The sequence below is a fragment of the Rhodococcus sp. LW-XY12 genome, from assembly GCF_019317345.1.
Classification (GTDB): Bacteria; Actinomycetota; Actinomycetes; order Mycobacteriales; family Mycobacteriaceae; genus Rhodococcus; species Rhodococcus pyridinivorans.
This window is the reverse complement of sequence record NZ_CP079225.1, coordinates 3,887,187-3,900,354: the sequence shown is the minus strand read 5'-3', so window position 1 is coordinate 3,900,354 and position 13,168 is coordinate 3,887,187. Positions and strand designations below refer to the sequence as shown.

Annotated in this window: 13 protein-coding genes; all 13 read left to right on the top strand. The window is 66.3% G+C overall.

What is annotated here, in order from left to right; translation table 11 throughout:
* Nucleotides 1–20: 20 nt before the first annotated feature.
* The 13 genes from rplK to KXC42_RS17860 all read left to right on the top strand — a co-directional run bounded on the left by rplK (nucleotide 21) and on the right by KXC42_RS17860 (nucleotide 13,097).
* The gene (gene rplK / locus KXC42_RS17920) at nucleotides 21–455 is read left to right on the top strand and encodes a 50S ribosomal protein L11 (protein ID WP_006552290.1); all 435 of its coding nucleotides are present in this window, start codon (nucleotides 21–23) and stop codon (nucleotides 453–455) included.
* Between the two features lie 116 nt (nucleotides 456–571).
* Nucleotides 572–1,285: a 50S ribosomal protein L1 gene (gene rplA, locus KXC42_RS17915; RefSeq protein WP_006552289.1), complete on the top strand. Its 714-nt coding sequence runs from the start codon at nucleotides 572–574 to the stop codon at nucleotides 1,283–1,285.
* A 398-nt stretch (nucleotides 1,286–1,683) separates the two neighbouring features.
* A complete protein-coding gene (gene rplJ / locus KXC42_RS17910; RefSeq protein ID WP_006552288.1) occupies nucleotides 1,684–2,211 on the top strand; it encodes a 50S ribosomal protein L10 in 528 nt (175 codons plus the stop codon).
* A gap of 123 nt (nucleotides 2,212–2,334) precedes the next feature.
* Nucleotides 2,335–2,721: a 50S ribosomal protein L7/L12 gene (gene rplL, locus KXC42_RS17905; protein ID WP_003937621.1), complete on the top strand. Its 387-nt coding sequence runs from the start codon at nucleotides 2,335–2,337 to the stop codon at nucleotides 2,719–2,721.
* Between the two features lie 312 nt (nucleotides 2,722–3,033).
* The gene (locus KXC42_RS17900; protein WP_033096350.1) at nucleotides 3,034–4,110 is read left to right on the top strand and encodes an ABC transporter ATP-binding protein; all 1,077 of its coding nucleotides are present in this window, start codon (nucleotides 3,034–3,036) and stop codon (nucleotides 4,108–4,110) included.
* 67 nt (nucleotides 4,111–4,177) lie between these two features.
* On the top strand, nucleotides 4,178–4,969 hold the full coding sequence (locus tag KXC42_RS17895) for an ABC transporter permease (RefSeq protein ID WP_006552286.1): 792 nt from the start codon (nucleotides 4,178–4,180) through the stop codon (nucleotides 4,967–4,969).
* A gap of 4 nt (nucleotides 4,970–4,973) precedes the next feature.
* Nucleotides 4,974–5,834: an ABC transporter permease gene (locus KXC42_RS17890; protein ID WP_024101684.1), complete on the top strand. Its 861-nt coding sequence runs from the start codon at nucleotides 4,974–4,976 to the stop codon at nucleotides 5,832–5,834.
* Nucleotides 5,831–7,204, top strand: a complete 1,374-nt coding sequence (locus tag KXC42_RS17885; protein ID WP_006552284.1) for an MCE family protein — start codon at nucleotides 5,831–5,833, stop codon at nucleotides 7,202–7,204. Before KXC42_RS17890 ends, KXC42_RS17885 begins: the two co-directional genes overlap by 4 nt.
* Nucleotides 7,201–8,280, top strand: a complete 1,080-nt coding sequence (locus KXC42_RS17880; RefSeq protein ID WP_033096104.1) for an MCE family protein — start codon at nucleotides 7,201–7,203, stop codon at nucleotides 8,278–8,280. The genes KXC42_RS17885 and KXC42_RS17880 overlap by 4 nt, the downstream gene beginning before the upstream one ends.
* Nucleotides 8,277–9,275, top strand: coding sequence for an MCE family protein (locus KXC42_RS17875; protein WP_219129334.1), 999 nt, complete (start codon nucleotides 8,277–8,279; stop codon nucleotides 9,273–9,275). Before KXC42_RS17880 ends, KXC42_RS17875 begins: the two co-directional genes overlap by 4 nt.
* Nucleotides 9,275–10,525: an MCE family protein gene (locus KXC42_RS17870; protein ID WP_019291234.1), complete on the top strand. Its 1,251-nt coding sequence runs from the start codon at nucleotides 9,275–9,277 to the stop codon at nucleotides 10,523–10,525. The genes KXC42_RS17875 and KXC42_RS17870 overlap by 1 nt, the downstream gene beginning before the upstream one ends.
* 14 nt (nucleotides 10,526–10,539) lie before the next feature.
* The gene (locus KXC42_RS17865; RefSeq protein WP_219130503.1) at nucleotides 10,540–11,853 is read left to right on the top strand and encodes an MCE family protein; all 1,314 of its coding nucleotides are present in this window, start codon (nucleotides 10,540–10,542) and stop codon (nucleotides 11,851–11,853) included.
* On the top strand, nucleotides 11,850–13,097 hold the full coding sequence (locus KXC42_RS17860; protein ID WP_019291236.1) for an MCE family protein: 1,248 nt from the start codon (nucleotides 11,850–11,852) through the stop codon (nucleotides 13,095–13,097). The genes KXC42_RS17865 and KXC42_RS17860 overlap by 4 nt, the downstream gene beginning before the upstream one ends.
* Nucleotides 13,098–13,168 lie beyond the last annotated feature (71 nt).

Here is a 13,168-nt window from a genome sequence, read left to right as displayed (position 1 = left end):
GCACGAAACTAGGAATAGAGATGCCCCCCAAGAAGAAGAAGATCGCCGGGCTCATCAAGCTCCAGATCCAGGCCGGCCAGGCCAACCCGGCTCCGCCGGTCGGCCCCGCGCTGGGTCAGCACGGCGTCAATATCATGGAGTTCTGCAAGGCGTACAACGCGGCGACCGAGTCGCAGCGTGGCAACGTCGTGCCGGTCGAGATCACGGTCTACGAGGACCGTTCGTTCGACTTCAAGCTGAAGACTCCGCCGGCCGCGAAGCTCCTGCTCAAGGCCGCAGGCGTGCAGAAGGGCTCCGGCGAGCCGCACAAGACCAAGGTCGCCAAGGTGACCATGGATCAGGTGCGCGAGATCGCCAAGACCAAGCAGGAAGACCTGAACGCCAACGACATCGAGGCTGCCGCGAAGATCATCGCCGGCACCGCTCGGTCGATGGGCATCACGGTCGAGGGCTGAGCCCCTCGCTGTTCCGGGGCTCCGTCCCCGGGCTTGCATAGCACTCGTGGGAGGGCCGGCCAGGCCCGCTACCACGCCCGAACCATTCACCTGCCGGTGAGAAGTTAGGAAAGAACATGGCAAAGCGCAGCAAGGCATACCTCGCCGCGGCCGAGAAGATCGACTCGGACAACCTGTACAGCCCCCTCGCAGCTGCGAAGCTCGCGAAGGAGACCAGCTCGAAGAACTACGACGCCACCGTCGAGGTCGCCATGCGACTCGGTGTGGATCCCCGCAAGGCGGACCAGATGGTGCGCGGCACGGTCAACCTGCCGCACGGCACGGGTAAGACCGCTCGCGTCATCGTCTTCGCGGTGGGCGAGAAGGCTGCCGAGGCCGAGGCCGCAGGTGCCGACGTCGTGGGCGCCGAGGATCTGATCGAGCGCATCCAGGGCGGCTGGCTGGACTTCGACGCCGCGATCGCGACCCCCGACCAGATGGCGAAGGTCGGTCGTATCGCCCGCGTCCTCGGTCCCCGTGGTCTGATGCCGAACCCGAAGACGGGCACGGTCACCCCGGACGTCGCGAAGGCCGTCACCGACATCAAGGGTGGCAAGATCAGCTTCCGCGTCGACAAGAACGCCAACCTGCACTTCGTGATCGGCAAGGCCTCGTTCGACGAGACCAAGCTGGTCGAGAACTACGCTGCTGCTCTGGACGAGGTGCTCCGCGCCAAGCCGTCCAGCGCGAAGGGCCGCTACATCAAGAAGGTCACGATTGCTACGACCACCGGCCCGGGCATCCCGGTGGATCCGCAGCGCACCCGCAACCTCCTCGAGACCGCGGAGTAATTCGCACTGCACGCAGTGGATGTGCGTCCTGAAGCGGCCGGTACAGCATCGCTGTGCCGGCCGTTTTGCATCTCGTGCACATCGTCCGCTACAGTGGTGGGGTAGTTCGGCGTGCGCCGATCTTCACCCCGATCATGTTCTACCCAAGACCGTTGGTCACCGAATCCGCGTGCGGATCGGTTGAAGGTCCGGAGTTGTCCGGCGGCCCACGCAGGAGGACGAGGTTAGGGGAGATACGAACCGCGATGTGCCTTCCGGGTGCATTCGAGTTCCTCCTCCTTGTATGCCCCGTGTGCCCTGCGCCGGGGCGTTCGTCGTTTTCCGGTCCCGGCGGTCGTCCGGTGGGGCGTCCCACTCGGGACACCGGGAAAACGACTGTTACTGAGAGGAGGCGAAGTATGGCAAAGCCCGAGAAGGTTTCCGCAGTTGCGGAGATCACCGAGCAGTTCAAGACCTCCACCGCTGCCGTGATCACGGAATATCGTGGTCTGTCGGTGGGAAGTCTGACCGAGCTGCGTCGCGCTCTCGGAGAGGGTGCCACCTACTCCGTCGCCAAGAACACCCTGGTCAAGCGTGCCGCCGCTGAGGCGGGCGTCGAGGGTCTCGACGATCTGTTCGTCGGTCCGACCGCCATCGCGTTCGTCAAGGGCGAAGCGGTGGATGCTGCGAAGGCTCTGAAGAACTTCGCGAAGGACAACAAGGCTCTCGTCATCAAGGGCGGCTACATGGACGGCGCTGCGCTGTCCGTGGAGCAGGTCAACCAGATCGCGGACCTCGAGTCCCGCGAGGTGCTGTTGGCCAAGCTCGCCGGCGCGATGAAGGGCAACTTGGCAAAGGCCGCAGGCCTGTTCAACGCCCCCGCTTCGCAGGTGGCCCGCCTCGCGGCCGCTCTGCAGGAGAAGAAGGCGGGCGAAGAAGCCGCCTGACGCTGATCCGCATCACTGCGAATCTGCATCACCGCGAAAGATACATCCACGCGTGCTCCGGCACGCACCATCCCATCCGGTCGCGGATCAGCGACATGGGACTTATCAGGAAGGACCGCCACCATGGCGAAGCTCACCACCGAAGAGCTGCTCGACGCGTTCAAGGAACTGACCCTGCTCGAGCTCTCGGAGTTCGTCAAGGCATTCGAGGAGACCTTCGAGGTCACCGCTGCTGCTCCGGTTGCCGTCGCTGCCGCCGGTGCTCCGGCCGCTGCTGCCGAGGCCGAGTCCGAGCAGGACGAGTTCGACGTCATCCTCGAGGGTGCCGGCGACAAGAAGATCCAGGTCATCAAGGTCGTTCGCGAGATCGTCTCCGGCCTGGGCCTGAAGGAAGCCAAGGACCTCGTCGAGGGTGCTCCGAAGCCGATCCTCGAGAAGGTCGCCAAGGATGCTGCCGACGCTGCCAAGGCCAAGCTCGAAGAGGCCGGCGCCAAGGTCACCGTCAAGTAAGACGGTTTCCGAACTTTCCGTCGAGCGTTCCGACGCTCTCCGGAACGGTTCCGCACAGGGCCGTTTCCGCGAATTCATTTCGCGGAAACGGCCCTTCTGCATTTCGGGCATGAATGCCGAGTGATATGTCCGTTATCGGCAGAAATCGACATCTACGCCGTGTTCATGCAGGTCACGGCGTAAGTCGAGACACGCGTACCCCCTTGTGCAACGTCCTTACTCATGAGTAGGATCGCGTGTCACAGGTACCACTATCCATGCGATAGAGTGGCCCAACCCACACGGGGGCGACGGTATCGGACAGCGGAGGTGATCGTGGGAGTCGAGGTTTCCGTCGAGGGACTGACCAAGTCCTTCGGCTCGCAACGTATCTGGCAGGACGTGACGTTGACGTTGCCGGCCGGTGAGGTGTCCGCGTTGCTCGGGCCGTCGGGTACCGGTAAGTCGGTGTTCCTCAAGTCGTTGATCGGTCTGCTGCGCCCGGAGGAGGGCTCGATCGTCATCGACGGCACCGACATCCTGCAGTGCTCCTCGAAGGAGCTCTACGAGATCCGCAAGTTGTTCGGGGTGCTGTTCCAGGACGGTGCGTTGTTCGGGTCGATGAACCTCTACGACAATGTCGCCTTCCCGTTGCGTGAGCACACCCGCAAGTCCGAGTCGGAGATCCGGCGGATCGTGATGAGCAAGCTCGAGCTCGTCGGTCTGCTCGGCGCCGAGGACAAGTTGCCCGGGGAGATCTCCGGAGGGATGCGGAAGCGCGCCGGTCTGGCGCGGGCGTTGGTGTTGGATCCGGAGATCATTCTGGTGGACGAGCCGGATTCGGGTCTCGATCCGGTGCGCACGACCTATATTTCGCAGACGTTGATCGATATCAATGCGGAGATCGATGCGACGATCCTGATCGTGTCGCACAACATCAATCTGGCGCGCACGGTGCCGGACAACATCGGGATGTTGTTCCGCCGGCAGTTGGTGATGTTCGGTCCGCGTGAGGTGTTGCTGACTTCGGATGAGCCGGTGGTCAAGCAGTTCCTCAACGGCACGATGATCGGTCCGATCGGGATGTCGGAGGAGAAGGACGAGGCGACGATGGCGCACGAGCAGGCGCTCGTCGAGGCGGGTCATCATGCCGGTGGTGTGGACGACGTCGAGGGGATCGTGCCGCAGATGCAGGCGACTCCGGGGATGCCGGAGCGGCAGGCGGTGGCGCGTCGGCAGGAGCGGGTGCGGTCGATCCTGCACAACCTGCCCCCGGCCGCCCAGAGCGCCATCCTCGAGTCGCTCGATCACAACGGCGCGCCCCACACAGCCCGGGGCTATGCCGACGACGACACCCAGATCATTCCCGCCTATACCGGAGAGAGATACGAGCAGCAGGCCCAGCAGTAGCACCAGCCGCAGCAGTGGTACAGCGTCAGCAGTGGTACAGCCGCAGGCTGGAGAAGTAGGAGAGTAGATGGGGGCGGGCAGCTCGCTCGTGCGGCCGGTTCACGGCGCACTCACCCAGGCCGGCAACATCGTCGAACTGTTCGTCGACGTCGTGCGGAACACCTTCCGCCGACCGTTCCAGTTCCGGGAATTCATCGAACAGGCGTGGTTCATCGCCAGTGTCACGATTCTTCCGACGGCGCTCGTCGCGATCCCGTTCGGCGCCGTCGTGTCGCTGCAGACCGGCTCGCTGATCAAGCAGCTCGGCGCCGAATCGTTCACCGGTGCCGCGAGCGTCCTGGCGGTCATCCAGCAGGGCAGTCCGATCGTGACGGCTCTGCTGATCGCCGGTGCCGCCGGCTCCGCGGTCACCGCCGACCTCGGATCGCGGACGATCCGCGAGGAGATCGACGCGATGGAGGTGCTGGGCATCAATCCCATCCAGCGCCTCGTCGTCCCGCGAGTACTGGCGATGGTGCTCGTCGCGCTCCTGCTCAACGGTCTCGTCTCCGTGATCGGCATCGCCGGCGGCTACTTCTTCAACGTGGTGCTGCAGGGCGGTACCCCCGGCGCCTACCTCGCCTCCTTCTCCGCCCTGGCGCAGCTACCCGACCTCTACGTCGCCGAACTCAAGGCTGCGATCTTCGGGTTGATCGCCGGCGTCGTCGCGTCCTACAAGGGGCTGCACCCCGGTGCAGGCCCGAAGGGCGTGGGGGAGGCCGTGAACCAGACTGTCGTCATCACGTTCCTGCTGCTCTTCTTCGCGAACCTGATCCTGACGATGGTGTACCTGCAGATCGTTCCTGCGAAGGGATCCTGACCAGATGACAGTCTCCAGAGGCCGCGGAGATCTCGTTCTTCTCCGGGGTCGCCGAGCGGTGCGCGCACCGCTGAACGTGCTCGACCGCGCGGGGGACCAGATGTCCTTCTACGCGCGCGCCGTCGCGTGGACCCCGCGAACCCTCACCCACTACCGCAAGGAAGTCCTGCGGTTGCTCGCCGAGGTCACCTTCGGCAGCGGTGCACTCGCCGTGATCGGTGGCACCATCGGCGTCATCGCGATGATGTCCGGCTTCACCGGCGTCGTCGTGGGTCTGCAGGGTTACGCCGCGCTCGAGCAGCTCGGCTCGTCGGTGCTCACCGGCTTCCTCTCGGCCTACGTCAACACCCGTGAACTGGCCCCGATCGTCGCGGCGCTCGCGTTGTCGGCGACCGTGGGCTGCGGCTTCACGGCACAGCTCGGTGCCATGAGGATCAGCGAGGAGATCGACGCCCTCGAGGTGATGGCCGTGCCGTCGCTGCCGTTCCTGGTGACCTCCCGGATGATCGCCGGCTTCGTCGCCGTGATCCCGCTGTACATCATCGGTCTCCTCGCGGCCTATCTCGCGACCCGCACGATCAGCACGCTGTTCAACGGCCAGTCGAGCGGCTCGTACGACCACTACTTCTATCTGTTCCTCCCACCGGAGGATGTGTTGTATTCGTTCGCGAAAGTGCTGGTCTTCGCGTTCGTGGTCATCCTCATCCACTGCTACTACGGTTTCCACGCCAGCGGCGGTCCCGCCGGCGTCGGGGTGGCCGTGGGCCGCGCGGTGCGTACCGCGATCGTGACGATCGCGATCCTCGACTTCTTCCTCAGCCTCGCGATCTGGGGCACGACGACCACGGTGAGGGTGGCCGGATGAGCGACACGACCACTTCGCCCTTGCGTCGCCGCACCCTGGGATTGATCTTCTTCGTGGTGCTGGCGCTGTTCCTGTACGTCACGATCGCGATGTACAACAAGACGTTCACGAAGGTCGTGAAGGTCGACCTCCGCACCGACAGCATCGGCAACGCCCTGCCGCTCAACGCCGACGTCAAGGCACGCGGTGTGCTCGTCGGCGAGGTCCGCGGAACGAGCGCGGAAGGCGGCGACGTCACCGCGCATCTTGCGCTCGACCCCGACAAGGCCGAACTGATCCCGGTCAACGCCACCGCACAGCTGCTGCCGAAGACCCTCTTCGGTGAGCGCTACGTCTCGCTGATCATCCCCGACGATCCGGGGCGTCCCGTCACGAACGGCGATGTGCTGGTGCAGGACACGAGCGAGCGCACAGTCGAACTCGGCGACGTGCTCGACGGGCTGCTCCCGCTCCTCGAGGCCGTCCCGCCGCAGGACCTCGCCAACACGCTCGGCGCCCTGGCCCAGGGACTGAGCGGACGCGGCGAGAAGCTGGGACAGACGGTCGACGACCTCGAACAGATCTTCCGCGAGGTGAACGGCGAACTGCCCACACTGCAGGAGGATCTGCGCGGACTCGCCGATTTCTCGCAGACCTACTCCGAGGCCGCACCGGATCTCGTCGAGGCGCTGAACAACCTGCGCACGACGGGTGGCACGGTCGTCGAACAGCAGAACCAGATCCGCACGCTGCTTGCGAGCGCGACGGGAGCGTCGTCGCAGACGGCCGATTTCATCGAGCAGAACTCGAACTCGATCATCACGCTGTCCGCCGATTCGAAGGAGGCGCTGCAGCTGCTCGCCCGTTACTCGCCGTCCTTCCCGTGCACCTTCGAGGGATTCGCCGACGCGAAGCCGGCCGCCGTCGATCTGCTCGCGGCCGACGATCCGTTCCCGGGTGTGCGCGCGAACATCCAGTTCACGAACCCGAAGGGCCGCTACCTGCCGAACCAGGACGAACCGCGTCTGCTCGACGATCGCGGACCGGCCTGCTACGACGACGTGACCGCGCCCGGCCGCAACTTCCCGCAGTATCCGGGCGGTTCGATCAACGACGGTTCGTACCAGGTGCCGTCGCGTAATCCCGGCCCCGAGACCATCGATTTCTTCCCTGCCCCGGCAGGATCCGGCGTCCCCGACGACGTCGGTGAGATCATCGGCACCTCGGACGGCGGCGCGACTCCCGTCTCGTACGCCGGCTCGCGTCTGGAACAGGACACGCTCGACGTCATCTACGGACAGGCCACCGGTGTCGACCCCGAGGAGGTCCCGTCCTGGACCACCCGGCTCGGCGCTCCGGCGATCCGCGGTACGGAGGTGAGCTTCCAGTGAGAGGTCTCGCAGCACCCCTGATCAAACTCATCGTGTTCGCCGTGGTCACCGTCCTCGCGACCGGTGTCCTCGCCGCGACCATCGCCAATGTCGGCGGTGGGGGAGGAACGAAGTTCCACGCGATCTTTTCCGACGTCACCTCACTCAACAAGGGCGACGACATCCGCATCGCGGGTGTCCGCGTGGGGCAGGTCGAGGAGATCTCGGTCTTCGACGAACGGCAGGCGCGGGTCACCTTCTCGCTCGAGGAGCGCGACTGGCTCCCGGCCGGTGCCACCGCGACCATCCGGTTCCGCAATCTCGTCGGCCAGCGTTACATCGCGCTCGGTCAGGGTGAGGGCGCGCAGGGCGAGAAGATCACGGGCGGCGATACGATCCCGATCGAGCGTACGAAGCCGGCGGTGAACCTCACGACGCTCTTCGACGGCTTCCGGCCGTTGTTCCAGACGCTGAGCGCCGACGACGTCAACAAGCTCTCGTTCCAGATCATCCAGGTCTTCCAGGGTGAGGCCGGAACGATCGACGATCTGGTGCGCAGCACCGCGTCGCTGACCAACACCATCGCCGACAAGGACCGCGTGATCGGTGCGGTGATCGACAACCTCAACACCGTCCTGGCCACGATCGACCAGCGCGACGAGCAGCTCGATTCGCTGCTGGTCAACACGCAGGCACTCGTCAGCGGGTTGTCGGCCGACCGGGCGACCGTCGGTTCGGCCGTGGCGTCGATGGCGGGGCTGACCGACGCGGTCTCCGACGTCCTCGAGCCCACCCGCCCGTCGATCGCACAGTCGATCACGGCGCTCGAACAGGTCACTTCGAATCTCAACGCGAACCGCGACGAGGTCGACCGCGTCCTCGAGACGTTGCCGGTCAAGCTCGACAAGCTCGGGCGCGTGGCCAGCTCCGGTTCGTGGTTCCAGTACTACCTGTGCGGTATCGACATCATCGCAGGTCCCGGTTCGGTCCCGTATCTGAATCTGCCGACGGGGCTGCCCACCGTGAACCAACCCATCTACACGAATGCGGCGAAGCGTTGCTCGCAAGAGGGGATGCAGGAGTTGCAGGGACGATGAGCAAACGTCGCAGTCCGGCCGCCGCCGGTGCCCTGGGCATCGTCGTGGTGCTGCTGGGGACACTGTCCGCCTTTTTCCTCGACGAACTGCCCATTATCGGGGCGGGCGCGACCTACGAGGCCGAATTCAGCGAGGCCGCGGGTCTCAAACCCACCAACGAGGTGCGTATCGCCGGCGTGAAGGTCGGCAAGGTCACCGGAGTCGACCTCGAGGGCGACCGCGTGATCGTCTCGTTCAAGGTCCAGGACGCATGGGTCGGGAACGACACGGCGGCCTCCATCCAGATCAAGACGATCCTCGGACAGAAGTATCTGGCACTCGAGCCGCGGGGTACGGAGGTGCTCGACCCGGACGACCGGATCCCGCTCGACCGGACGGTCGCGCCGTACGACGTGATCGAAGCGTTCTCGTCGGCGGCCACGACCCTCGGCGAGATCGATTCCGAGCAGCTCGCGACCGGCTTCCAGACCCTGTCGGAGGCGTTCTCGGAGACACCCGACGACATCCGGGCCTCGCTCGACGGCATCAGCCGCCTGTCCGAGACCGTCGCGAGTCGTGACCAGGAGCTGAAGAAGCTCCTCGACGCGACCGGCAATGTCTCGAAGGTGCTCGCCGACCGCAACGCCGAGTTCAACCGGTTGCTCTCCGACGGTGCGCTGCTCGTCGCGGAACTGAACAATCGGCGGGAGGCGATCTCCCAGTTGCTCGATGGCACCAAGCGGTTGTCGGCCGAGCTCTCCGGGCTCGTCGAGGAGAACCGCGAGACCATCGGTCCCGCCCTGCAACAGTTGCGCGGCGTCGTCGACGTCCTCCAGGAAAACAACGACAACCTCGATCGGGCCATGGAGCTGTACGAGCCGTTCGTGCGTGTCTACACCAACGTCGTCGGCAACGGCCGGTGGTTCGACCAGGTCGTCGTGAACCTGACCCCGCCGGGCCTACCGGAGATCCCCGGTTACCGCGAGCCCGGTCGCCGCCTGGAAGGGGGCAACTGATGGCACACGCCGAGAACGGCGAGTCCCGCAGCAATCGCGGGCGCATCGCGCTGCTCGCAGCCGTCGTCGCGGGCGTGGTGGCCCTGGCCGGAGCGGGGTGGTGGATGTTCACCCGGCTGGGCACCACCGAGATCACTGCCTATTTCGACAAGGCCGTGGGCATCTACGAGGGCTCCGACGTCCGGGTGCTGGGCGTCGAGGTGGGGAAGGTGACGTCCGTCGAACCGCAGGGCGACCTCGTGAAGGTCGGGCTGCGGGTGAACCGCGGCGTCGACATCCCGGCCGACGCCCGCGCCGTGCAGATCACCCCGTCGGTCGTCGCCGACCGTTACGTGCAGCTCACCCCTGCCTACACCGGTGGCGACACGATGAGCAGCGGTGCGGTGATCGACCGCGAGCGCACCGCCACCCCTGTGGAGGTCGACGAGCTCTACGCGAGCATCGACGAGCTCTCCCGCGCGCTCGGTCCCGACGGCGCGAACCGCGAGGGCGCGCTGACCGACTTCGTCGAAGTCGGTGCGGAGAACCTCGCCGGCAACGGTGAGGCCCTCGGGCAGAGCATCGAGAACCTGTCGGCCGCCGCGCGCACGCTCGACCAGTCGCGCGACGACCTCTACGGCACGATCGAGAACCTGCAGGTGTTCGTCAGTGCTCTCGCGGCCAACGACGAGCAGGTGCGCCAGTTCAATGCGCAGCTCTCGGACCTGTCGGGATTCCTGGCGGGGGAGCGGCAGAACCTCGGTGAGGCGCTGAACACGCTGTCGGTCACGCTCGGCGACGTCGCGACGTTCGTGCGCGACAACCAGGCAGCCGTGAAGGACAACGTCGACGCACTCGTGCCGATCACGGAGACCCTGGCTAACCGCCGGCAGGAACTCGTGAATTCGCTGACGCTGCTCCCGCTCGCGGTGAGCAACCTCGTCAACTCGTACGACGCCGAAGCAGGTGTGCTCGCATCGCGGCTCGTGCTGCCCGACCTGCAGGACCCTGCGGGAGCGGTGTGCAAGCTCATCGATCTCGGCAATCTCGTGCCCGGCGACGAGCGTTTCGAGCAGCTCGGCCGGCAGATGCAGCCGCTGATCGACCGGTGCCGCGACGTCGCCACGCAGATCACCGAGGACCAGCGGTCCCCGGATCTGATCCTGCCGTTCGGTGTCCTGAGCGGTGAGAACATCCAGCGGCAGGTCACCCCGGGCACGGTGCCCGGCGTGGTCTCGCCTCGGCTCGACCTCCGGGGAGGAGATCGGTGAGCGGCGCGAAGAGGATGGGCCGCACAGGTGTCTTCGGAGCGGCCGCGTGCGTGGTCGCGGTGACGGTCACGGGGTGCGGCGGTCTGTCCGACGTCCCGTTGCCCGGCGGCGCCGACGTGGGGAGCGATCCGATCCGTCTGTCCGTCCAGTTCGACGACGTGCTCGACCTGGTTCCGCAGTCGAGCGTGAAGGTCGACGGTGTACCGGTCGGGCGCGTCGAATCGATCTCGGTCGCATCCGATTTCGGGTGGACCGCCGACGTCGGCATCGTGCTCGACTCGAGTGTCGACCTGCCGGCGAACGCGCTCGCGAGCGTCGAACAGTCGAGTCTGCTCGGTGAGAAGTTCGTGCAACTCACGCCTCCGGAGGACGAGCCCCCGACGGGCCGGCTCGCGGACGGCGACGTGATCCCGCTCGACCGCACCCGGCACGCCACCGAACTCGAACCGGTGCTCGGCGCGCTGTCGCTGCTGCTCAACGGTGGCGGTGTCGGTCAGCTCGCGCCGATCGTCAACGAATTGTCGACGGCCTTCAACGGCCGCGAGGGAACCACGCGCAGCCTGATCGAGCAGGCCGAGACCCTGATCACCGGTCTCGAACAGCAACGCGACGACATCACCCGGGCGCTCGACGGACTCGACGAGCTCACGGTGCGGGTCGCGGAGCAGAACGACAAGATCGCCGCCGTGCTCGACGAACTGCCGGTCGCGACCGAGGTGCTCGAACAGCAGCGGCCGCAGCTGACCCAGCTGCTCGGCCAGCTCGACCGGCTCGGCACCGCAGGTGTCGACGTCCTCGATCAGTCCAAGGAGGATCTGATCGCCGACCTTTTGGCGCTGCGCCCTACCCTCCAGGCACTCGCGGCATCGGGCGACGACCTCGTCGAGGCGCTCGCCTTCGTGCCCACGGTGCCGTTCCCGGACGGTGTCGAGAAGGTCGCGCTGGGCAACTCGGTGAACCTCTTCCTCGTCGTCGACCTGCAGATCGGCAACGCGCTGGCCGCGCTCGGTGTGGGCCAGGGCGACCCGGTCTACCGCGAGCCGAAGTTCGGCAATCCGAAGCCGCTCGTCGACCCGTCCAACCCGTACTACGACGGGAACGGGCCCGCCCCGGGCTGGCCCACCGTGTCGCTGCTGCCGGTGCTTCCCACTCCGCGTCTGCCCGGTGTGACGCTGCCCGAAGGGGTGTCGCTGCCCGACGGCATCGAGATCCCGGGGGTCACCGAGGCCGGCGCGGACACCGACACCGGTGCCGACGGTGACGAGGCCCCACAGCCGGGGCCGCTGCAAGGTTTGCTGAATCAGCTCGGACTCGGGGGTGGGCAGTGAGATCGCGCCTGGTGAAAGTGCAGCTCGCGCTGTTCGTGGTCATCGCGCTGCTCGGCATCGTGTTCGTCGGTGCCCGGTACGTGCGGCTCGACAACCTCATGGGCTTCGGCCAGTACACCGTCGACGCGCGGTTCCCGACCGGCGGCGGCATCTTCCCGAACGCCGAGGTCACCTACCGCGGGGTGCCCGTGGGCCGTGTCGGGGCGCTCAGCCTCACGGACGACGGCATCAACGTCGAGCTGCGTCTCGACAACGGCGGACCGCAGATCCCGGCGTCGGCGCGACCGGTCGTGGCGAACCGGTCGGCGATCGGTGAGCAGTACGTCGATCTGCAGCCGCCGAACGACGAGGGCCCCTATCTCGAACAGGGCTCCGTCATCGAGGGCACCGAGGAGGATCTGCCCACGCCGGTCGAGGACCTGCTGCTGAGCACGAACGACCTCGTGTACTCGGTTCCGCTCGAGCCGCTGCGCACCGTCGTCACCGAGCTCGGCGCGGCCTTCGACGGCCGCGGCGACGACCTGCAGGTGCTCGTCGACGCGCTCGCCGGTCTCAGCGAGAAGGGCGCCGAGTACCTGCCGCAGACCGTCACGCTGATCCGCGACAGCCTTACGGTGCTCGACACGCAGTCCGACCAGTCGTCGGCGATCCAGCAGTTCAGCTCGGATCTGGACCTGGTGACCGCACAGCTCCGCGACAGCGATCCCGATCTGCGGCGCCTGATCGACACCGGCACCGACGCGAGCGACCAGCTCTCGCAGCTGATCGAGGGCTCCGGCCCGGGCCTGACCACCGACCTCGCGAACCTCGCGGCGGTGGCGGAAGTGGCCGCGCCGCAGTCGATCGCCCTGCAGCCGCTGCTGGCCTTCCTTCCCGCCGTCGCGGGCAGTGCGAGTACGGTCGCTCCGGGCGACGGTGCGGTGCGTCTGGGCATCGTGCTCGAGACCAACAATCCGCCTTCGTGCACCATCGGGTACGAGGGGACGCAGGAGATCCTCGCGCAGATGCGCGCGCAGGATCCGAACTTCGACGAGACCCAGCAGGACTTCCCCTTCAACACGAACGCCTCGTGCGAGGTGCCGCAGGGCAGTGTCACCGGCGTGCGCAGCGCGAACCGCATCGTCTTCGCCGATCCGAACACGATCCAGCCCTGGGATTTCAAGCCGAAGAAGGACCCCGACAAGCTCAACCTGAATCCGATCGCGACGCAGCTCGCGCCGTTGCTCGGAGTCACCCCGAAGTGAGCAGTTAGTAGGTTTGTGGAGTGAGTGCATCAATTTCCTCCGACGCTCCGCCCACCCCGCCCCCATCCGCC

What these genes read in the sequence shown, in the direction of transcription:
- rplK (WP_006552290.1), top strand. Translation starts at nt 21, where the DNA reads ATGCCCCCCAAGAAGAAGAAGATCGCCGGGCTCATCAAGCTCCAGATC.
- rplA (WP_006552289.1), top strand. Translation starts at nt 572, where the DNA reads ATGGCAAAGCGCAGCAAGGCATACCTCGCCGCGGCCGAGAAGATCGAC.
- rplJ (WP_006552288.1), top strand. Translation starts at nt 1,684, where the DNA reads ATGGCAAAGCCCGAGAAGGTTTCCGCAGTTGCGGAGATCACCGAGCAG.
- rplL (WP_003937621.1), top strand. Translation starts at nt 2,335, where the DNA reads ATGGCGAAGCTCACCACCGAAGAGCTGCTCGACGCGTTCAAGGAACTG.
- KXC42_RS17895 (WP_006552286.1), top strand. Translation starts at nt 4,178, where the DNA reads ATGGGGGCGGGCAGCTCGCTCGTGCGGCCGGTTCACGGCGCACTCACC.
- KXC42_RS17890 (WP_024101684.1), top strand. Translation starts at nt 4,974, where the DNA reads ATGACAGTCTCCAGAGGCCGCGGAGATCTCGTTCTTCTCCGGGGTCGC.
- KXC42_RS17885 (WP_006552284.1), top strand. Translation starts at nt 5,831, where the DNA reads ATGAGCGACACGACCACTTCGCCCTTGCGTCGCCGCACCCTGGGATTG.
- KXC42_RS17875 (WP_219129334.1), top strand. Translation starts at nt 8,277, where the DNA reads ATGAGCAAACGTCGCAGTCCGGCCGCCGCCGGTGCCCTGGGCATCGTC.
- KXC42_RS17870 (WP_019291234.1), top strand. Translation starts at nt 9,275, where the DNA reads ATGGCACACGCCGAGAACGGCGAGTCCCGCAGCAATCGCGGGCGCATC.
- KXC42_RS17865 (WP_219130503.1), top strand. Translation starts at nt 10,540, where the DNA reads ATGGGCCGCACAGGTGTCTTCGGAGCGGCCGCGTGCGTGGTCGCGGTG.